Raw genomic sequence first — 19,830 nt, 5'->3', positions numbered from 1 at the left:
CGCGGCGGCCCGTCCGCCCGGGGGTCGAGCATGCCCGACGCTCCGTCAGGGGCGGCTCAGGGGGCGCAGCGGCAGCAGCCCGGAGAGGTCGGCGCGGTTGCCGCTGGCGGTCACCGCACCCTCGGCGACCGCCTCGGCCCACGTCGTCATCCCGCTGGCCAGCCGCAGCCACGTGGCGGCATCGGTCTCGATCACGTTCGGCGGCGTCCCCCGGGTGTGCCGCGGCCCCTCGATGCACTGGACGGCGACGTGCGGCGGCACCCGCACCTCCACAGAGCGGCCCGGCACCTGCTGCGCCAGCCAGCGCGCGCTGGTCTTCACCGCCGCGCCCACGACCGCGCGCGGCGGTCGCTCCGCCTCCCCGGCCAGCCACGCGCGCACCGGGTCGACGGCGGCCCGCAGCTCGTCGGCCGGGATCGGGGCTGCACCAGCCATGAGCAGCCGGCCCTAGCTGGTCGGGACGGTGCCCGCCGGGACGGTGAGCGCCGTGCCGTGCTCCGGGCCGCCGAACAACGCCGGCAGGGTGGCGCTCCACGCGGCGCGCAGCTCGGCCAGCGGCAGCTCGAGCACGCCGTCGACGACCAGCGACCCGCCGCCCGTCGTCCCCAGTTCGGTGACGGGGACGCCCGCCGCGCGGGCGATGTTGCGCACCCGATCGGGCTCGGTGGTGGTGACGACGACACGCGCCGCGGACTCGCTGAACAGCGCGGTGAACGCATCGCCGTGCAGCGCGAGCCGGGCGCCGACGCCGTAGCGCAGCGCGGACTCGGTGAGCGCCTGCGCCAGCCCGCCGTCGGCGAGGTCGTGCGCGGAGCCGGCCAGCCCGTCGCGGCCGAGCGCGGCCAGCAGCTCGGCCAGGGCGCGTTCGGCGGCGAGGTCGACCGCCGGGGGCTGCCCGCCGAGGTGGCCGTGGACGACGCCCGCCCAGGCGGAACCGCCGAACTCGGGCCTCGTCTCGCCGAGCAGGAGGACCGTCTCGCCGGCGGTGCGCCAGCCGCTGGGGATGCGGGCGCGGACGTCCTCGTGCACACCGAGCACGCCGATGACCGGGGTCGGGTTGATCGCGACGTCGCCGGTCTGGTTGTAGAGGCTCACGTTGCCGCCGGTGACCGGCAGGCCGAGCGCGCGGCAGCCGTCGGCCAGGCCGCGCACGGCCTCGGCGAACTGCCACATGACCTCGGGGTTCTCCGGCGAGCCGAAGTTGAGGCAGTTGGTGACCGCCAGCGGCGTCGCGCCGGTGGCGGCGACGTTGCGGTAGGCCTCGGCGAGGTTGAGCTGCGCGCCGGTGTAGGGGTCGAGGCGGGCGAACCGGGCGTTGCCGTCCAGCGACAGGGCGATGCCGCGGTGCGAGTCCTCGTCGATCCGGATGACGCCGGCGTCCTCGGGCTGCGCGAGCACCGTGTTGCCGCGGACGTAGCGGTCGTACTGCTCGGTGACCCAGCTCTTGTCCGCGCCGTCCGGGCTGCTGACGACGGCCAGCCAGTGCGCCTGGATCTCGGCCGGCGTGCCGGGGCGCGGGAGCTTCCCGGCGTCGTCGGCCCGGAGGGCGTCGAGGTCGGCCGGGCGCTGCATCGGGCGCTCGTAGACCGGCCCCTCGTGGGCGACGGTCCGCGGCGGGACGTCGACGATCCGCTCGCCGTGCCAGTCGACGGTGAGCCGGTCGCCGTCGGTGACCTCACCGATGACGGCGGCGCGGACGTCCCACTTGCGGCAGACGGCCAGGAACTGCTCGACCTTGCCCGGCTCGACGATCGCGCACATGCGCTCCTGCGACTCGCTCATCAGGATCTCGGCGGGCGTCAGGGTGCTGTCGCGCAGCGGGACGGTCTCGAGGTCGACGTGCATGCCGCCGGTGCCGGCGCTGGCCAGTTCGCTCGTGGCGCAGGACAGGCCGGCGCCGCCGAGGTCCTGGATGCCGGTGACGAGGTCCTGGGCGAACAGCTCCAGGCAGGCCTCGATGAGCAGCTTCTCGGTGAACGGGTCGCCGACCTGCACCGCCGGGCGCTTGGCCGGGCCTTCGGCGTCGAACGTCTCGCTGGCGAGCACGCTGACCCCGCCGATGCCGTCGCCCCCGGTGCGGGCGCCGAACAGGATCACCTTGTTGCCGACGCCCTCGGCCTTGGCCAGGTGCACGTCGTCGTGCTTCATGACGCCGACGCACAGCGCGTTGACCAGGGGGTTCCCGGTGTAGCACTCGTCGAAGAGCAGCTCGCCGCCGATGTTGGGCAGGCCCAGGCAGTTCCCGTAGCCGCCCACCCCGGCGACGACGCCGGGTAGCACCCGGGCGGTGTCGGGGGCGTCGGCCCGGCCGAAGCGCAGCGAGTCCATGACCGCGATCGGGCGGGCGCCCATGGTGAGGATGTCGCGGACGATGCCACCGACCCCGGTCGCCGCGCCCTGGTAGGGCTCGACGTAGCTGGGGTGGTTGTGGCTCTCCACCTTGAAGGTGACCGCGTAGCCCTCGCCCACGTCGACCACGCCGGCGTTCTCGCCGATGCCGACGAGCAGGGCGTCGCTCTTCGGGAGGTCGCCGAACTGCCGCAGGTGCACCTTGGAGCTCTTGTAGGAGCAGTGCTCGCTCCACATGACGCTGTACATCGCCAGCTCGGCCGTCGTCGGGCGGCGGCCGAGGATCTCCCTGATGCGGGCGTACTCGTCGGCCTTGAGACCGAGCTCGGCCCAGGGCTGCTCGTCGTCCGGGTGCTGGGCGGCGTTCTGGACGGTGTCCACGCTGGTCACGCTGCGACGACCGCCTTCAGGATGCTGGTGAAGAAGCCGAGCCCGTCGGTGCTCGGGCCGGTGAGGTCCTCGACCGCGTGCTCCGGGTGCGGCATGAGGCCCACGACCCGGCCGTTCTCGCTGGTCACGCCCGCGATGTCGCGGCTGGAGCCGTTCGGGTTGCCGCCGACGTAGCGGAACACGACGCGGCCCTCCCCCTCGAGGCGGTCCAGGTCGGCCTCGGAGCCCACGTAGCGGCCCTCGCCGTTCTTGACCGGGACGAGGATCTCCTGGCCGTCGGCGTAGTCGCCGGTCCAGGCGGTGTCGGCGCGCTCGACGCGGAGCAGCTGGTCGCGGTTGCGGAAGTGCAGGTGGCTGTTGCGGGTCAGCGCCCCGGGCAGCAGCCCCGCCTCGCAGAGCACCTGGAAGCCGTTGCAGATGCCGAGCACCGGCAGGCCCCCCTTCGCGGCGGCGACGACGTCCTGCATGAGCGGCGAGCGGGCGGCGATGGCCCCGGCCCGCAGGTAGTCGCCGTACGAGAAGCCCCCGGGGAGGACGACGGCGTCGACGTCCTTGAGGTCGTGCTCGCCGTGCCAGAGGGAGACCGGGTCCCCACCGGCCAGTCGCACCGCGCGGGCGGCGTCGACGTCGTCCAGGGAGCCCGGGAAGGTGATGACACCGATGCGCACGGCGGGGTCTCTCTCAGTCGGTGGTGAGGTGCAGTTCGACGTCCTCGATGACCGGGTTGGCCAGCAGCGTCTCGGCGATCTGCCGCAGCTCGGCCTCGTCGGGCGTCCCGTCGACCTCGAGCACGAAGTGCTTGCCCTGGCGGACGCTGCGCACGCTGTCGTGGCCGAGGCGGCCCAGCGCACCCAGGACCGCCTGCCCCTGGGGGTCGGAGATCTCCGGCTTGAGCACGACGTCGACGACCACCCGGGACACGCCGACGAGCCTACCGGGGCCGCCGCCCCCGCCCCGGTGACCCTCGTCTCGCCCACCCCTGCCGCCCACATCGGCGATGTGGGGCCCACCGGTCCTCCATGAGCGCCAGATCGCCGATCTCGTCAGGCCCGCAGCGCCCGCCGGATCTCCGCGAGCACGTCGTCCGGGCGTCCGAGCACGTCCGCGGACGTGAAGCGGAGGACCGTCCAGCCGGCCGCGACGAGCCGGTTCTGCCGCCGCAGGTCGCGCACGAAGACGTCGCGCTCCCGGTGCACGTCGCCATCGAACTCCACGATCACCCGGCTCTCCGGCCATGCCAGGTCGGCGCGGGCGAGGAAGGCCCGGGCTGGGTCGCGGACGTCGTACTGGACGTCCGGAGCCGGCAGTCCCGCGTGCAGGACCAGCCAGCGGACGACCGACTCCATCGGCGACTCGGCCCGGGCGTCCCCGAGCGGCAGCACGGCCCTCGCTCGGGCACACCCACGACCGGTGGGGCGACGAGCCAGCTGCTCACCGAGCTCCGCGCGGCTCGCCAAGCCGTTCAGCACCTGATCGGTGGCTGCGAGCAGGGCCTGCGGTTCGAGGATGGCGGCCAGGTCCCGCCACGTCCTGGCCGGGGACGTCACGGGCAGCGACGCCCGCCGGAGGACGTCGTCCCCCGCCACGTCCGACCGGTACAGGCGACGGTCCACCCTGCTCTCCGCGCGGGACGTCCCGGGTATCGAGAGGTGGATGCGCTCGTCCGACCGGTCGCGGAGAGGGATCTGCAACCCCCAGAGGTCCGCCGCGGACAGGTGGCTGACGACGGCACCCGGCGGGGCGGTCAGCAGCACCGCAGCGAGGCGGCTGACCAGCTGCCCGCTCAGCGCCCTCGGGAGGTAGGTGTCCCGGGACAGCCGCACGACCTGCGGGTGCCTCAGCTCCTCGACGCTGAGACCCGCCTCGAGCACGGCACCCCTCGTCGTCGGGCCGGTGATCCGCGACCGCGGCCTTCGCTTCGGCATCCCGGCAGCATCGACGATCCAGCGCCGCCGCCCGGGCGTCGTCCACAGCCACCCGCCCACATCGGCGATGTGGGCGCATAGCGGCGTTCTTGAGCCCCACATCGCCGATGTGGGCGTCACTGAGCGGGGAGGCGTGGAGTCAGAAGGGGGTGCCGGTGAGGCGTTCGTAGGCGGCGACGTAGCGCTCGCGGGTGGCGGCAACGACGTCGGCGGGCAGCTCGGGCGGCTCGGAGACGCGGTCCCAGCCGGACGACGTCAGCCAGTCGCGGACGAACTGCTTGTCGTAGGAGGGCTGCACCGATCCCGGCGCCCACGACGAGGCCGGCCAGAAGCGGGACGAGTCCGGGGTGAGCACCTCGTCGCCCAGCACCAGCTGCCCGCCGGAGAGCCCGAACTCGAACTTGGTGTCGGCCAGCACGATCCCGGCGTCGCGGGCGATCTCCGCGCCCCGCCGGTACAGCGCCAGGGTCAGCTCGCGCAGCTCCTCGGCCCGCTCGGCCCCGACCAGCGCGACCACCCGCGGGAAGTCGATCGGCTCGTCGTGCTCGCCGATCTCCGCCTTGGTGGACGGCGTGAACACCGGCGCGGGCAGCTGCGAGCCCTCGACCAGCCCGGCCGGGAGGACGACGTCGCGGATCGAGCCGGTCCGCCGGTACTCGGCCGTGCCTCCGCCGGAGAGGTAACCGCGGGCCACGCACTCGACCGGCAGCATCTCCAGCCGGCGCACGAGCATCGCGCGGCCGGCGACGGCGTCCGGCACGTCGGTCGCCGACACCAGGTGGTGGGTCGCGCCGAAGGAGTCCAGCACCGGCGCGAGCTGCTCGAACCACCACACCGACAGCCGGGTCAGCACGACCCCTTTGTCCGGGATCGGCGTCGGCAGCACCCAGTCGTAGGCGGAGATGCGGTCCGACGCCACCAGCAGCAGCCGGTCGTCGCCGGCGTCGTAGACCTCCCGCACCTTTCCGCGGGCGACCAGGGGGAGGTCCACGGCCGGGCCCGGGCTCACGACAGCGCCGCGAGCCGGTCGAACAGCGGGCCGAGGTTGGCCACGTACCGCTCGGGGCGGCAGATCTCGTCCAGCCGCGCCTCGTCCAGCGCGACACCGGAGGCGGCCGCGCGCTCGCGCAGGGTCGAGCGGAACGGGGTGCCGCTGTTCCACGTCTCCATCGCCGCGGTCTGCACCAGCGCGTAGGCGTCCTCGCGGGAGAGCCCGCCCTCCACCAGCTCCAGCAGCACCGACGAGGTGTAGATCAGCCCGCCGGTGGACTCCAGGTTGGCCCGCATCCGGTCGGCGTCGACGACGAGGTTCTCGACCAGGCCGGTGGTGAGGTGCAGCAGGTAGTCGGTGGTGATCGCGGCGTCGGGCAGGAACACGCGCTCGGTGGAGGAGTGCGAGATGTCCCGCTCGTGCCAGAGCGGGATGCCCTCCATGACCGGCACGATCGCCGCCCGCACGACCCGCGCCAGCCCGGCGATGCGCTCCGAGCGGATCGGGTTCTTCTTGTGCGGCATCGCGCTCGAGCCCTTCTGGCCCGACCCGAACGCCTCCGACAGCTCGCGCACCTCGGTGCGCTGACCGTGCCGGACCTCCAGGGCGACGGTCTCGCACACGGTGGCGAGCACGGCCAGCGCCGAGACCCACTCCGAGATCGAGTCGCGCAGCACGACCTGCGTCGAGGCGTCGGCGGGCCGCAGGCCCAGGGCCTCGGCCACGGTGACCTCGACGGAGGGGTCGATGAGCGAGTAGGTGCCGACGGCGCCGGAGATGGCGACGACGCCGACGCGCTCGCGCGCCGCCTTCAGCCGGTCGCGGGAGCGGGCGGCGGCGAAGGCGAGGTCGGCGACGCGGTGGCCCCAGACGACGGGCTCGGCGTGCACGCCGTGGGTGCGGCCCACGCGGATCGTCGAGCGGTGCGCCAGGCCGTGGTCGCGCAGCGCGGCGACCAGCCGGTCGGCCTTGGCCAGCAGGACGTCGGTGGCGTCGGTGAGCTGGACGGCCAGCGCGGTGTCCAGCAGGTCCGACGACGTCATGCCGTGGTGCACGTAGGCGGCGGCCGAGCGCGGCTCGGTGTTGTCGGCCCAGGCGGTGAGGAAGGCGATGACGTCGTGCTGCGTCGTCTCCTCGATCTCCGCGACCCGCTCCGGGGTCGGCGGGGGCGCGTTCCGCACCGGCTCGACGACGTCGGCGGGCACCCGGCCGGCGGCGGCGTGCGCCTCGAGGACGAGCGTCTCGACGCGGCACCACAGCTCGTACTTGTGCTGGTCGCTCCAGACCTCCCCCATCTCGGGGAGCGTGTACCGCTCGATCACCGGGACCACCTCGTCGCCATCAGCACGGGACCAGTCTCCCGCAGGCCGGTCAGGGCAGGACGATCCGCCCCTCGACGGCGCCCAGCGCGATGTCGGTGCGCCAGTGCGCGCCGGTCAGCCGGACGCCGGCGACCCGCTCGTAGGCGGTCTGCCGCGCGGCGGCGAGGTCCTCGCCCACGGCGGTCACCGCGAGCACCCGGCCCCCCGCCGAGACCACGGTGCCGTCGTCGGCCAGCGCCGTCCCGGCGTGCAGCACGCCCTCGCCGTCGGCGCCGGTGATCGGGTCGCCGGTGCGCGGCGCCTCGGGATAGCCGGAGGCCGCGACCACCACGGTCACCGCGGCACCGGGCCGCCACTCCAGCGGCGGGTGGTCGGCCAGCGTGCCGGTGGCCGCGGCGTGCAGCAGCCCGGCGAGCGGGGTGGCCAGCAGCGGGAGCACGACCTCGGTCTCCGGGTCGCCGAAGCGGGCGTTGAACTCGACCACCCGCACGCCGCGGGAAGTCAGCGCCAGCCCGGCGTAGAGCAGGCCGCTGAACGGCTCCCCGCGGCGGGCCATCTCGTCGACGGTCGGCTGCAGCACGGTGGCCAGCACCTCCTCGACCAGCCCGGCCGGCGCCCAGGGCAGCGGTGCGTAGGCGCCCATCCCGCCGGTGTTGGGGCCGCCGTCGCCGTCGTCGCGCCGCTTCGAAGTCCTGGGCCGGCACCAGCGGCAGCACCGTCGTCCCGTCGGTGACGGCGAACAGCGAGACCTCGGGGCCGTCCAGGAACTCCTCGACCAGCACCGCTCCCCCGGCGTCGAGGACGGCGCGCCCGTGGGCGACGGCGGCGTCGCGGTCCGGTGTCACCAGCACGCCCTTGCCGGCGGCCAGGCCGTCGTCCTTGACCACGTAGGGCGCGCCGCCGGTGAGCGCGGCGACCTCGTCGAGCGCCGTCTCCAGCTCGGCCGGCCCACCGACCGGCCAGGCCTGCGCGGTCGGCACACCCGCGGCGGTCATCACGTGCTTGGCGAAGGACTTGCTGCCCTCCAGCTGGGCGGCCTGCTCCGACGGGCCGAAGCAGGCGATGCCGGCGTCGCGGACGGCGTCGGCCGCCCCGGCCACCAGCGGCACCTCCGGCCCGACGACGACGAGATCGGCGCTCCAGGAGCGGGCCAGCGCCGCGATCGCGTCGGGGTCGCGCACGTCCAGCGGGAACGGCTCCGCCAGCGCCCGGGTGCCGGCGTTCCCCGGCGCGCAGGCCAGGGCCTCGACGGCGGGGTCGGAGGTCAGAGCCACGCACAGGGCGTGCTCCCGGGCACCGGAGCCGATCACGAGCACGCGCACGGGGCGAACGCTACCGACGCCGCCTCACCGCGACCGGATCGGCTGGTCGCGCATCGAGCGGTGCAGCGCCCGCACCCGGGCACGCTCCTCGGCCCGCGCCCGCGCGTCGACCCGCAGCAGCTGGCGGTGCGCCTCGGCCCGGAGCTTGCGCCAGCCCGCGAACCGCGCCGGGTCGAGCCGCCCGTCGGCGATCGCCGCGGCCACCGCGCAGCCGGGCTCGGTGCGGTGCGCGCAGTCGCGGAAGCGGCACTCCGCGGCCAGCTCGGCCACGTCGGCGTAGGCCGCCGCCACGCCGTCGGCGTCGTCGTAGAGCCCCAGCTCGCGCATGCCGGGGGTGTCGACGAGCAGCCCCCCGCCGGGGAGGAGGTGCAGCTCGCGGGCGGTCGTCGTGTGCCGGCCCCGGCCGTCGTCGCGGATCTCCCTCGTGGCGGCCAGCTCCCGCCCGGCCAGCGCGTTCGCCAGGCTGGACTTCCCGACGCCGGACGGCCCGGCCATCGCCGCGGTGACGCCCGGGCCGAGCAGCGCGCCGAGGGCGTCGAGCCCCTCCCCCGTCAGCGCGCTCACCGCCAGGACGTCCACGCCGAGGGCGTCCTCGGACACCTCCGCGACCGCGGCCGCGACGTCGTCGCTCAGGTCGGCCTTGGTGAGGACGACGACCGGCGTCGCCCCGCTGCTCCAGGCGACCGCGAGGTAGCGCTCCACCCGGCGCAGCCGCGACGGGCCGGCCAGCGCGTCGACGACCAGCACGAGGTCGAGGTTCGCCGCCACCACCTGCGCGGCGGAGGTGCGGCCGGCCACCGTGCGGGTGAACGCGCTGCGGCGCGGCAGGACCGCGACGGCGAGGTCGTCGCGCAGCGCGACCCAGTCCCCCACGGCGGGACCGCCGAGGGCGGCGTCGGCGTACAGGCCCGAGCCGGGGTGCACGCGCCGCTCGCCGTCCGCGGTCAGGACGGCGAGCAGGCTCCGGTCGACGCGCGCCACGCGGCCGGGCGCCGTGCCGGCGGGCAGCTGCGCGGCGAGCTCCGCGCGCCAGCCCAGGGTCGGGAGGAGGGTCACGCCGGTCAGGGTGGGCGCGGGCCGGGCGCCGTGTCACCCGGATTTCCGGCCGCCCGACGCGGGGCGGCGTGGCATCCCTGCGCCGGGCGGTGCGGGTGGGACGACGACGCCGCGCGCGACTCGCGTCGCAACCGGATCGCAACGACGAGAGATGCGTCACTGGCCGCATGCACAACCGCAGGTCAACGCCCTGTGTGCGCGAGCGTGCGCAACACGTTGCGCGGAGTTCGCCTCCCGGCCACGTCGGTGCGATGGCATGGCAGCCATGCACGCGACCGAGTCGCTGGCCATGCCGCCCGTGACCCGCCCGTTCCCCGTCCCGCCGTGATCGGGCACCGTGGCGCCCCGTCGTACCGGCCCGAGCACACGACCGCCGGCTACGAGCTCGCGATCGACCAGGGTGCCGACCTCATCGAGCCCGACGTCGTGGTCAGCCGCGACGGCGTCCTCGTCGTCCGGCACGAGAGCGAGCTGTCGCTGTCGACCGACGTCGCCGACCACGCCGAGTTCGCCGACCGCCGCACCACCCGCGAGGTGCACGGCCGGCCGGTGACCGGCTGGTTCACCGAGGACTTCACCCTCGCCGAGCTGCGCACGCTGCGGGCCGTCGAGCGGATGCCCGCCCTCCGCCCGTTGAACACCGCCTTCGACGGCCGGTTCGGCATCCTCACCCTCGCCGAGGTGATCGAGCTGGCCCGCCGCCGCTCGACGCCGGAGCGCACCGTCCAGGTGCTCGTGGAGCTCAAGACGCTCACCTGGCCCGACGACGACGGGCCCTCGCTGGCCGAGCTGACCGCCGGCGAGCTGCGCCGGCTGGGCGTCGCGGACCCCGAGGGCCCGGTGCTCGTGCAGACCTTCGACCCCCGGCTCCTGCGGGAGCTCCGCACGCGGCTGGGCGAGCAGTGCCCGCGGCTGATCCAGCTGATCGCGGACCTCCCCGGCTTCGACCCGATGGTCACCCGCGCCGGCCTGCGCGAGATCTCCACCTACGCCCAGGGCATCGCGCCGAGCCGGGAGCGGATCCTCGCCGACGCCGGGACCACCGGCGGCGTCCGGTCCCCGCTGGTCGACGACGCGCACCGGGCCGCGCTGTCGGTCTTCTGCTGGACCCTGCGCGCCGAGAACGCCTTCCTGCCGGAGGAGCTGCGCCGCGGCAGCGAGCCCGGCGCCCTCGGCGATGCGTTCGCGGAGGCCCGGCAGCTGCTCGACCTCGGGCTCGACGGCCTGATCACCGATTCGCCCGACCACGCCGTCACCGCGCTGCGCACCCGCGCCCGGGTCCGCACCCGCCAGGCCGCCGTCGCCTGACGGCGCCGTCGCCAGGCACCACCGGATCGCGGCGACCGGGACGACGCGACGGCCGGGGGAGCGGGTGCTCCCCCGGCCGTCGCCGTTCCGCGCCGAGGATCAGCGCTGCGCGGTGCGCCTCCGGACGCCGAGGAGGACGGCCCCGCCGGCGGCCACGAGCGCGGCACCGACGCCCAGCCAGGGGGCGGCCTCGAAGCCGGTGTTCGCCAGCGCCGGCCCGGTGCCGGTCGCCGCGACCGGCTGGGCCGCCGCGCCGGCGGGAGCGGTCGGCGCGACCGGGATCTCCTCACCGGCGAGCGAGACGTAGCCGACGGTGCCGGCGGCGGTCACGGTGATCCAGGCGGTGCTGGACACCGCCGAGCCGTCGGGGGCGGTGCCGCTCAGGATGATCCGGTGCTTGCCCGGCTCCACGGACGCCGGCAGGTTGCTCAGGAGCCAGAAGTTGCCGGAGGAGTCGGTGACGCCGGTGGCCAGGGTGACCGGGGTCGAGTGCAGCTCGGCGATCCACGGGGAGTTCGGCTTCAGGCCGCCACCGGTCAGCTGGACCGGCGCCGACGCGACGGTGTCACCGGTGCCGAAGAGCGGCTCGACCTGGATGCCGGTGCCGGTGATCGTCGGCGTCGCGCGGATGTTGTCGACGTACAGGCGGGCTCCGGCGGCCCCGCCCCACGACTGGTCGTAGGTGCCGGCCACGAAGACGAAGCGGTAGGTGCCCGCGCGGGGGAGCTGCACGGAGACGGTCTGCCAGGGGCTCTCGTAGCCCGTCGCGTCGAGGACCTCGACCTGCTCGCAGGTGTTCACGTCCAGGACGTAGCCGAGGACGTGGTAGTCGTCGGACTCGGCGGCCGCCGCCCAGTCGAGCGAGACGGTGCGCGCGCCCGCGGTGGTGAAGGGGTCGCTGACGGCGGCCGGGCCGTGGGCGACGTACCCATAGGCCGAGCCGTCCATGTCGCTGGAGAGCAGCAGCGCCTGGGACGTCGGGGTCAGGTCGCTCCCGTCCATGCCCCACGCGATCCCCTCGATGTCCTCGTCCTCCTCGGCCCCCGGGGCGACCAGCTGCGACGAGAACTCCGTATAGTTGAAGAAGTCCGCGCCGGGGACGTCGTCGGCGCGCTCGGTCGGGTCCGGCACCGAGAGGTACAGGGGGTGGACCGAGTCGTAGAAGCCGTTCGAGAAGTTCCCGTCCCCCACCGACGACCCGACGTCGCCGACGAGGACGGGCGCGCCCTCGATGAGCACGAAGAAGTCCGTGTACGTCCAGGTGTCGCCGTCCTCAGAGAACTCCACCGGGCCGTAGTGGAGCTGCAGCGCGCCGGGGGCGCCGGCGTCGGCCAGCAGGCCGTTCTCGTCGAGCCACACCGGGGTGCTGGTGCCGGGCAGGAAGACCTCGCCGTCCCCGCCGACCGGGACGGTGCCCAGCACCGGCTCGACGTCGTCGTACCCGCGCAGGGTGGTGTAGGTGCTCGTGTCCTTCGAGACGCATCCCCCGAGACTGGTGACACCCAGGTCGACCACCTGGTCGGCGAAGCTCCAGCCGGTCACGACGGTGTCGCCGGGGGCCCCGGTCTCGAAGTCGCCGTTGACGATGGCGCCTCCGGCGGCACCTGCCACGGACAGCGGGAGCGCGACGGACACGACCGCCGCCACCCCCAGCACGGCCGTCATGGACTGACGACGATTCACAGCGCACGCTCCTCTGCAGACGTGCACGGGGTGCGCACGAGAGAGCAGGAACGTAGAGCGACTACACGAGCACGGCCTGCAAGGACGCCGCGCTCTGTGAGTCGAGGGACGGATGTGCCGAGTGGTCCGCGCCGCCGATGGGACCATCCGGAGCCGGAACCGGGCCAGCCGGTGAGGTCGTGGACCACGACGTCCTCGAGGCCCGGGCCGGATCAGCGGGTTGCCGTGCGGCGCCGTGCCGCGACGAGGGCGAGGCCACCGGTCGCCACCAGGCCGGTGGCGAGCCCCAGCAGAGCCACGGGTTCGGCACCGGTGCGGGCCAGCGCCGGCCGGGCCCCGCGGGCTGCTGCGGCGTCTTGCGGAATCGTCCCGGTCGGGCCGGCCGGTGCAGCCGCGATCTCCTCACCGGCGAGCGAGACGTAGCCGACGGTGCCGGCGGCGGTCACGGTGATCCACGCGGTGCTGGACACGGGCGAGCCGTCGGGGGCGGTGCCGCTCAGGATGATCCGGTGCTTGCCCGGCTCCACGGACGCCGGCAGGTTGCTCAGGAGCCAGAAGTTGCCGGAGGAGTCGGTGACGCCGGTGGCCAGGGTCACCGGGGTCGAGTGCAGCTCGGCGATCCACGGGGAGTTCGGCTTCAGGCCGCCACCGGCCATCCGGACGGGCGCGCCGGCCACCCTGTCCCCCTGCCCGAACAACGGTTCCACGACGACGCCGCTACCGGTGATCGTCGGCACGACCCGGACGTCGTCGACGAGGAGCAGCGACGACGCGGAGCCACTCCAGTCGTGGTCGTACGCGCCCGCGACCACCACCACGCGGTAGGTGCCGCCGGGCGGCAGCGCCGCCGCGGCGCTCCGCCAGCCCGTGGTGCTCCCGGTGGAGTCGAGCAGTTCGTACTGGTGGCACGAGTCCACGTCGAGGGCGTAGGCCAGCACGTGGTGGTCCTGCACGCTGGACTCGCCGAACCCGCCCGTGCTGCTGGGAGCGGCCCAGTCCAGGGCGACGGAACGGCCGCTGCCGACGGTGAACGGGTCGCTGACCGCCGCCGGGCCGTGGACGACCACGCCCGGCTCCCAGGTCATGGCCCAGGTGGACAGCGCCAGCGCGCGGGACCGGGGCAGCGGGTCGATCGCGTACCAGGCGTCGGGGTCCTCGGTGCCGTCCACGACGGAGCCGAGGAGCTCGGGGTCGGCCCGGTAGAACCAGCCCTGGTCGACCGGCGGCACGTCGTCGGCGCGGAGCACCGGGTCGGGGATGCCGGCGTACCAGGGTTCGACGGCCTCCCAGAAGGTCCGGCCCGCCTCCCCCCAGGAACTCCGCCAGTCGACGGCGCCGTCCTCGCGGAGGTAGAAGTTGCGGTACGACGGCCCCTCACCGGCGAAGCCGTGGAACACCTGACGGGCACCGGGGGCGTCCGCGGTCGTGGGCTGCCCCGCCTCGTCGATCCAGACCGGCTGCCGTGTCTCCGGGTGCAGCAGCTCCTCGTCCGGTCCGACCGGCAGATCCCGTGGGAAGACCGGCTGCGCACTGCCGTCCCAGTCCCGGAGGCCGGCGTAGGAGCTGGTGTCCCGGGAGACGCAGCCGCCGAGCGTGGTGACGCCCAGGTCGACGAGACCGCTCGTGACCGTCCACCCGGTGATCTCGGTGGCACCGACCGGGTCGGCCTCGAGGTCGCCGTTGCCGAGCCCCCACGGAGCGGCGCCCGCGGCCGCCCACGGCAGCGCCACGGTCACCGCCGCGGCCACCCCCAGCACGGTGGTCAGACGGCGACGGATCACGGGGCGCTCCTCGGGCTCGCCGTGCACCCGGTGCGCACGTGCGGGAGCCGAACGCTAGAGCCGCACCAGCCCCCTGACCTGCACACGCACCCGAGGCGCGGGGCTCGTGGGACGCACGGGCCGGACGAGGCGGCGGGACCCCGCGGCCTCAGCCGATGAGGTCGTGGATCACGACGTTCTCGTCGCGGCCGGGGCCGACGCCGATGACGCTGATCCGCGCGCCGGAGAGCTCCTCGAGCCGCCGCACGTAGGCCTGCGCGTTCGCGGGCAGCTCGTCGAAGGTCCGGCAGTGCCGGATGTCCTCGAACCAGCCGGGCATCTCCTCGTAGACCGGCTTCGCGTGGTGGAAGTCGGTCTGCGTCATCGGCATCTCGTCGTGCCGGACGCCGTCGACCTCGTAGGCGACGCAGATCGGCACCGTCTCCAGGCCCGACAGCACGTCGAGCTTGGTGAGGAAGTAGTCGGTGATGCCGTTCACCCGGCTGGCGTACCGGGCGACGACGGCGTCGAACCAGCCGCAGCGCCGGTCGCGACCGGTCGTGACGCCGACCTCGCCGCCCTGCTTGCGCAGGTACTCGCCCCACTGGTCGAACAGCTCGGTGGGGAAGGGGCCGGAGCCCACGCGGGTCGTGTAGGCCTTGAGGATGCCGACCACCCGGTCGATCCGGGTGGGGCCGATCCCCGCGCCCACCGCCGCGCCGCCCGCCGTCGGGTTGGACGACGTGACGAAGGGATAGGTGCCGTGGTCGACGTCGAGCAGCGTGCCCTGCGAACCCTCGAGCAGCACCCACTCGCCGGCGTCCAGGGCCGTGCCCAGCATCAGCCGGGTGTCGGCGATCCGGTGCTTGAGCTGCTCGGCGTAGCCGGCGTACTCCTCCACGACCTCGTCGACGTCGATGGCCTTGCGGTTGTAGACCTTGACCAGGATCTGGTTCTTCTCCTGCAGCGTGCCCTCGAGCTTCTGCCGCAGGATCGAGAGGTCCAGCAGGTCCTGGACGCGGATGCCGGTGCGGGCCACCTTGTCGCCGTAGGCGGGGCCGATGCCGCGGCCGGTGGTGCCGATCTTGCGCTTGCCCAGGAACCGCTCGGTGACTTTGTCGAGGGCCCGGTGGTGCGGCATGATCAGGTGCGCGTCCGAGGAGATGGTGAGGCGCGAGGTGTCCACGCCCCGCTCCTCGAGGCCGGCCAGCTCGCCGATGAGCACCTCGGGGTCGATGACCACCCCGTTGCCGATGACCGGCGTGCAGCCCGGCGTGAGGATCCCCGACGGGATCAGGTGCAGCGCGTACTTCTCGCCGTCCGGGGTGATCACCGTGTGGCCGGCGTTGTTGCCGCCCTGGTAGCGGACGACGTAGGGGACGCGCCCACCGAGCAGGTCGGTGGCCTTGCCCTTGCCCTCGTCGCCCCACTGGGCGCCGATCAGCACGACAGCGGGCATCGGGGCAGGTTCTCCTTCGTGCGTCGGGTGGGGCGCGGGCCGGTCGCCGGGCGTCCGGCGCGCGCCACCTGTCGGATGGCAGGGTATCCGCATGGCTTCGGTCGAGCTGGATCTGCGGCGTCTGGCCGCCGGGGAGGCCCCGCGCGCGGCGTCGGTCGCCGGCGCCGCGGAGGCGGACTCCGTGCTGGTCCGCGGCCCGGTCGCCGGGCTGTCCGCCGTCCTCGCGGTGCTGCTCAAGGCCGGGCGGACGGCGGAGGTCCCGGTGTCCTGGGAGCCCGCCGCCGACAAGGACTCCGCCGGCCTCGCGCGCGACCTCGGCATCGGCAGCGGCGGCCCGCGCGCGCTCACCCTGGTCCGCGACGACCACGGCGGCGTGCTGCTGCACCACGGGCGGATCGAGGCCGACGGGGACGGCCGCCGCTCGCTGAGCCGGCGGTTCGGCCTGCAGGCGCACCACGACGACATCCGCGTCGCCGACGGCGAGATCACCCGCATCGACGTGCGCCCGGACTGGACGGCGGTGGACACCCTCGCCGTCACCGTCATGACCCTCCCGCTGCGCCCCACGCGCCGGACCAGCGGCCGGGCGCTCCAGGTGGCCTCGGACCCGGCGCGGATCGTGCGCGACGGCGTCCGGTACCCCCGCGCCGTGCAGCGCTGGACCTGGTTCGCCGACGACCGGGTGCGCTGGCTGCTGCACCCCTGACGGGCGGGCGCACCACCCTGGGGGACACTGTGCGGCACGCTCGTCGAGGAGGCTCCGCTGCCGTCGTCCCCCCGCCCCGCCGGCTGCCGCCGGTGATGGCCGGCCGCCTGCCCGCGCCCGGGGCCGCCCGGGGCCGCTGGGTGCTCGAGCGCGCGGTGGCCCGGCCGAGCCTGCCGGCCCTGGTCGCGCTCGGCCTGGTCCTGGTGCTCTTCGCGCTGCAGGCGCACGAGCTGCTCAGCGCCCGCGGTCTCGCCGGCGTCCTCGACGTCGCCGCGACGCTCGGCATCGGGGGCGTCGCCGTCGCGCTGCTGCTCATCGCCGGCCAGTTCGACCTGTCGGTGGGGGTGCTCGCCATCTCCAGCGCCGCCGGCACGGCCCTGCTCGTGGAGCACGCCGGCTGGGGCATCTGGCCGGCGCTGCTCGCCTCGCTGGCCGGGGCCCTGCTGGTCGGCGTCGTCAACGGGGTGCTGGTGGTCAACACCGGGCTGCCGAGCTTCCTGGTCACGCTCGCGACGTTCCTCGTCCTCCAGGGGACGACGCTGGCCGGCGTGCGGGCCATCGCCGGCTCCGGCCGGATCGCCGGCCTGTCGGACGCCCCCGGCTGGTCGTCGGCCGAGGCCCTGTTCGGCGCCACCGCGCAGCTGGGCGACGGCCGGTTCCGCGTCTCGCTGCTGTGGTGGCTCGGCGTCACCGCGGTGGCCACCTGGGTGCTGTGGCGGACCAAGTTCGGCAACGCCGTCTTCGCCAGCGGTGGGGCCAGGACGGCCGCGCGCGAGCTCGGGGTACCGGTCCGCCGCACGACGGTCGCGCTGTTCTGCCTGAGCGCCACCGCCGGCTGGCTGATCGGCACGCTGGGCCTGGTCCGCTTCGGCAGCGTGCAGGTCGGCACCGCCGGGCTCGGCAGCAGCATCGACTTCATCGTGGTCGCCGTCCTGGGCGGCTGCCTGCTCGCCGGCGGCTACGGCTCGGCGCTGGGCGCCTCCATCGGCGCGCTGCTCTACGCCGTCACCCGGCAGGGGATCACGCTGGCCGGCTGGGACCCGCCGTGGTTCCAGGCCCTGCTCGGCGTCCTGCTGGTGGTCGCCCTGGTCGCCAACGCGGTGGTCGGCCACCGGCTCAAGGGGGTGCCGCGCTCGTGACCGAGGAGCTCCCCGCCGACGACGGCGCCCGCGGGCTGGCCCTGCGCCGGGTGACCGTGCGGCACGGCGCCGTGCCGGCGCTCTCCCGCGTGAGCACGACCTTCCCCGCGGGGCAGATCAGCTGCGTGCTGGGCGAGAACGGCTCGGGCAAGTCGACGCTGGTGGCGCTGCTGTCCGGGCTGTGCCGGCACGACGAGGGCGAGCTGCTCGTGGACGGGACGGCGGTCCGGTTCCGCTCCCCCCGAGCGGCACGCGGGGCGGGCATCGCGACGGTCTGGGAGGACCTCGCCGTCGCCCCGCTGCTGTCGGTGTGGCGGAACTTCTTCCTCGGCGCCGAGCCGACCCGCGGGGTGTGGCCGCTGCGCCGGCTGGACCTGGACGCGGCGCGGGAGACGACCGTCCGGGCCATGGCCCGGGTCGGGATCGCCGACCTGGACCCCGACCAGCCGGCCAGCCGGCTGCAGGCCGGCGAGCGGCAGAGCCTGGCGGTGGCGCGGGCGGTGCACTTCGGCGCCCGCGCGCTGGTGATCGACGAACCGACGACGCCGGTGACCGTGGCCCGTCAGACCCTGTTCGGGCAGACGATCCTCGACGCCCGGTCGCAGGGCCTCGCCGTCGTCGTCATCACGAACAACCCCCGGTACGCCCACCTCCTGGGCGACCGGTTCCTGCTGCTGGCCGGCGGTCAGGTCGCCGGCGAACTCACGCGGGAGGACGTCGACGCCGACGGGCTCACCGCGCTCATGGCCGGCGGCGACCAGCTGGCCGTGCTGACCGCCGCGCTCACCGAGCTCCACCCGGAGCTCGGCGAGCGGTAGCGCTGAGCGAGCGGGAGCCCGCCGGAGGCACGCCGCCGGGACGCGGGGCCGGAGGCTCCCGACCCGGTGGCGTGGACTCGCTCAGCTCGGCAGGGGTACGGCACGTGGCCGCGGTGTGATCCGCAGGATCACGCGAAGTGCACAGCGTCGCAGTCGCGCAGCAGCTGGACGCAGCGCTCCTGCTCGTCGTGCTCCCCGATCGCGCCCGCGGCCGCGGCCAGCACCGTGACGCAGCGCAGGAACCCGCGGTTGGGCTCGTGCGCCCACGGCACCGGGCCGAAGCCCTTCCAGCCGTTGCGGCGCAGCGCGTCCAGCCCGCGGTGGTAGCCGGTGCGCGCGTAGGCGTAGGCCTCGATGGTGTCGGGCAGCTGCCGCTCGGTCCGGTTCAGCGCCTCCTCGGCCAGCGCGGCCCAGGCCGCGCTCACCGTGGGGTGGTAGGGCGGCCACCTCGGCCGCCGGGGTGCCGGCCGCGAGCTCGCCGTCGGCCTCCGGGTTGGCGGGGAGCAGCGTCGGGTCGGGCTCACCGAGCAGGTTGTGCGAGTGCGTCATGATCAGGCGCCCTGCGACTGACCGGCCGACAGCAGGTGCTCGCACGCCTCGACGACGCGCGCGGCCATGCCGGCCTCGGCGGCCTTGAGGTAGCTGCGCGGGTCGTAGGCCTTCTTGTCGCCGACCTCGCCGTCGATCTTCAGCACGCCGTCGTACTTGCTGAACATGTGCGCGGCCACCGGGCGGGTGAAGGCGTACTGGGTGTCGGTGTCGACGTTCATCTTCACGACGCCGTAGGAGATCGCCTCGCGGATCTCGGACTCCGCGGAGCCCGAGCCACCGTGGAAGACCAGGTTGAACGGCTTGGCGCCTTCGCCGAGGCCGAACTCGTCGGCGACGACGTCCTGCCCCTGCTTGAGGATCTCGGGCCGCAGCTTCACGTTGCCGGGCTTGTAGACGCCGTGCACGTTGCCGAAGGTGGCGGCGAGCAGGTAGACGCCGCGCTCCCCCAGGCCGAGCTTCTGCGCGGTGCGCAGGAAGTCGCCGTCGGCGGTGTAGAGCTTCTCGTTGATCTCGGCGACGACGCCGTCCTCCTCGCCGCCGACGATGCCGATCTCCAGCTCGAGGACCAGCTTGGCCGCGGCGGAGGCCTCCATGAGCTCCTCGGCGATGTCGAGGTTCTCGCCGAGCTCGATGGCCGAGCCGTCCCACATGTGCGACTGGAACAGCGGCTCCTGGCCGGCGTCGACGCGGTCCTTGGACAGCGCGATGAGCGGGCGGACGTAGCCGTCCAGCTTGTCCTTGGGGCAGTGGTCGGTGTGCAGCGCGACGTTGACCGGGTACTTCTCGGCGACGACGTGCGCGAACTCGGCCAGGGCGACCGCCCCGGTGACCATGTCCTTTACCTTCGTGCCCGAGCCGAACTCGGCGCCGCCGGTCGAGAACTGGATGATGCCGTCGCTGCCGGCGTCCGCGAAGCCGCGCAGGGCCGCGTTGATCGTCTCCGAGGAGGTGCAGTTGATCGCCGGGTAGGCGAACCCGCCCTCCTTGGCCCGACTGATCATGTCGGCGTAGACCTCGGGGGTCGCGATGGGCATGCGGGGCGCTCCTGTC

General features: G+C 74.6%; 18 protein-coding genes and 1 pseudogene. 4 read left to right on the top strand and 15 right to left on the bottom strand.

Annotated features, from left to right (window positions below):
• Window positions 1-45 precede the first annotated feature (45 nt).
• The 10 genes and pseudogenes from JKP76_RS06420 to rsgA all read right to left on the bottom strand — a co-directional run bounded on the left by JKP76_RS06420 (window position 46) and on the right by rsgA (window position 9,355).
• Complete coding sequence (locus JKP76_RS06420) at window positions 46-435, bottom strand: sterol carrier family protein (protein ID WP_200490026.1); 390 nt, start codon at window positions 433-435, stop codon at window positions 46-48.
• Between the two features lie 12 nt (window positions 436-447).
• A complete protein-coding gene (purL, locus tag JKP76_RS06415; protein ID WP_309232863.1) occupies window positions 448-2,730 on the bottom strand; it encodes a phosphoribosylformylglycinamidine synthase subunit PurL in 2,283 nt (760 codons plus the stop codon).
• A 5-nt stretch (window positions 2,731-2,735) separates the two neighbouring features.
• Complete coding sequence (gene purQ / locus JKP76_RS06410) at window positions 2,736-3,407, bottom strand: phosphoribosylformylglycinamidine synthase subunit PurQ (protein ID WP_200490024.1); 672 nt, start codon at window positions 3,405-3,407, stop codon at window positions 2,736-2,738.
• 13 nt (window positions 3,408-3,420) lie between these two features.
• The gene (purS, locus tag JKP76_RS06405; RefSeq protein ID WP_200490023.1) at window positions 3,421-3,660 is read right to left on the bottom strand and encodes a phosphoribosylformylglycinamidine synthase subunit PurS; all 240 of its coding nucleotides are present in this window, start codon (window positions 3,658-3,660) and stop codon (window positions 3,421-3,423) included.
• A 122-nt stretch (window positions 3,661-3,782) separates the two neighbouring features.
• A complete protein-coding gene (locus tag JKP76_RS23325) occupies window positions 3,783-4,610 on the bottom strand; it encodes a DUF559 domain-containing protein (protein WP_200490022.1) in 828 nt (275 codons plus the stop codon).
• 193 nt (window positions 4,611-4,803) lie between these two features.
• Window positions 4,804-5,673: a phosphoribosylaminoimidazolesuccinocarboxamide synthase gene (locus JKP76_RS06395; protein WP_309229948.1), complete on the bottom strand. Its 870-nt coding sequence runs from the start codon at window positions 5,671-5,673 to the stop codon at window positions 4,804-4,806.
• Entirely contained in the window at window positions 5,670-6,977 is a 1,308-nt protein-coding gene (gene purB / locus JKP76_RS06390) for an adenylosuccinate lyase (RefSeq protein ID WP_200490021.1), read from the bottom strand. The genes JKP76_RS06395 and purB overlap by 4 nt, the downstream gene beginning before the upstream one ends.
• A 49-nt stretch (window positions 6,978-7,026) precedes the next feature.
• Entirely contained in the window at window positions 7,027-7,620 is a 594-nt protein-coding gene (locus JKP76_RS22250; RefSeq protein ID WP_255522515.1) for a phosphoribosylglycinamide synthetase C domain-containing protein, read from the bottom strand.
• Between the two features lie 112 nt (window positions 7,621-7,732).
• A pseudogene (locus JKP76_RS20525) lies at window positions 7,733-8,251 on the bottom strand (phosphoribosylamine--glycine ligase); the annotation flags it as partial.
• A 72-nt stretch (window positions 8,252-8,323) separates the two neighbouring features.
• Entirely contained in the window at window positions 8,324-9,355 is a 1,032-nt protein-coding gene (gene rsgA, locus JKP76_RS06380; protein ID WP_200490020.1) for a ribosome small subunit-dependent GTPase A, read from the bottom strand.
• A 324-nt stretch (window positions 9,356-9,679) separates the two neighbouring features.
• Between rsgA and JKP76_RS06375 the strand changes: the two genes are divergently transcribed.
• Window positions 9,680-10,663 carry a glycerophosphodiester phosphodiesterase family protein gene (locus tag JKP76_RS06375; RefSeq protein WP_309232862.1) on the top strand — a complete coding sequence of 328 codons (984 nt, stop codon included), beginning with the start codon at window positions 9,680-9,682 and terminating at the stop codon, window positions 10,661-10,663.
• A gap of 99 nt (window positions 10,664-10,762) precedes the next feature.
• Here JKP76_RS06375 and JKP76_RS06370 read toward each other — a convergent pair whose 3' ends face one another.
• The 3 genes from JKP76_RS06370 to JKP76_RS06360 form a co-directional block, all read right to left on the bottom strand.
• The gene (locus JKP76_RS06370; RefSeq protein WP_200490019.1) at window positions 10,763-12,328 is read right to left on the bottom strand and encodes a hypothetical protein; all 1,566 of its coding nucleotides are present in this window, start codon (window positions 12,326-12,328) and stop codon (window positions 10,763-10,765) included.
• Between the two features lie 230 nt (window positions 12,329-12,558).
• A complete protein-coding gene (locus JKP76_RS06365; protein ID WP_200490018.1) occupies window positions 12,559-14,127 on the bottom strand; it encodes a hypothetical protein in 1,569 nt (522 codons plus the stop codon).
• A gap of 148 nt (window positions 14,128-14,275) precedes the next feature.
• Complete coding sequence (locus tag JKP76_RS06360) at window positions 14,276-15,565, bottom strand: adenylosuccinate synthase (protein ID WP_200490017.1); 1,290 nt, start codon at window positions 15,563-15,565, stop codon at window positions 14,276-14,278.
• A 91-nt stretch (window positions 15,566-15,656) separates the two neighbouring features.
• Here JKP76_RS06360 and JKP76_RS06355 point away from each other — a divergent pair, with 91 nt between their 5' ends.
• The 3 genes from JKP76_RS06355 to JKP76_RS06345 are packed head-to-tail and all read left to right on the top strand — an operon-like array spanning window position 15,657 to window position 18,228.
• Window positions 15,657-16,271: a hypothetical protein gene (locus JKP76_RS06355; RefSeq protein WP_200490016.1), complete on the top strand. Its 615-nt coding sequence runs from the start codon at window positions 15,657-15,659 to the stop codon at window positions 16,269-16,271.
• A 29-nt stretch (window positions 16,272-16,300) separates the two neighbouring features.
• A complete protein-coding gene (locus tag JKP76_RS06350) occupies window positions 16,301-17,410 on the top strand; it encodes an ABC transporter permease (protein WP_309229949.1) in 1,110 nt (369 codons plus the stop codon).
• On the top strand, window positions 17,407-18,228 hold the full coding sequence (locus tag JKP76_RS06345; RefSeq protein ID WP_200490015.1) for an ATP-binding cassette domain-containing protein: 822 nt from the start codon (window positions 17,407-17,409) through the stop codon (window positions 18,226-18,228). The genes JKP76_RS06350 and JKP76_RS06345 overlap by 4 nt, the downstream gene beginning before the upstream one ends.
• A 128-nt stretch (window positions 18,229-18,356) precedes the next feature.
• Here JKP76_RS06345 and JKP76_RS20520 read toward each other — a convergent pair whose 3' ends face one another.
• The gene (locus tag JKP76_RS20520; protein ID WP_309232861.1) at window positions 18,357-18,653 is read right to left on the bottom strand and encodes a DUF3151 domain-containing protein; all 297 of its coding nucleotides are present in this window, start codon (window positions 18,651-18,653) and stop codon (window positions 18,357-18,359) included.
• Window positions 18,654-18,779: 126 nt separating this feature from the next.
• Complete coding sequence (gene fbaA, locus JKP76_RS06335) at window positions 18,780-19,814, bottom strand: class II fructose-bisphosphate aldolase (protein WP_200490014.1); 1,035 nt, start codon at window positions 19,812-19,814, stop codon at window positions 18,780-18,782.
• Between the last annotated feature and the right edge of the window lie 16 nt (window positions 19,815-19,830).

The organism is Blastococcus sp. TML/C7B (genome assembly GCF_016612845.1).
GTDB lineage: Bacteria > Actinomycetota > Actinomycetes > Mycobacteriales > Geodermatophilaceae > Blastococcus.
This window is presented reverse-complemented; position numbering and strand designations above follow the sequence as displayed.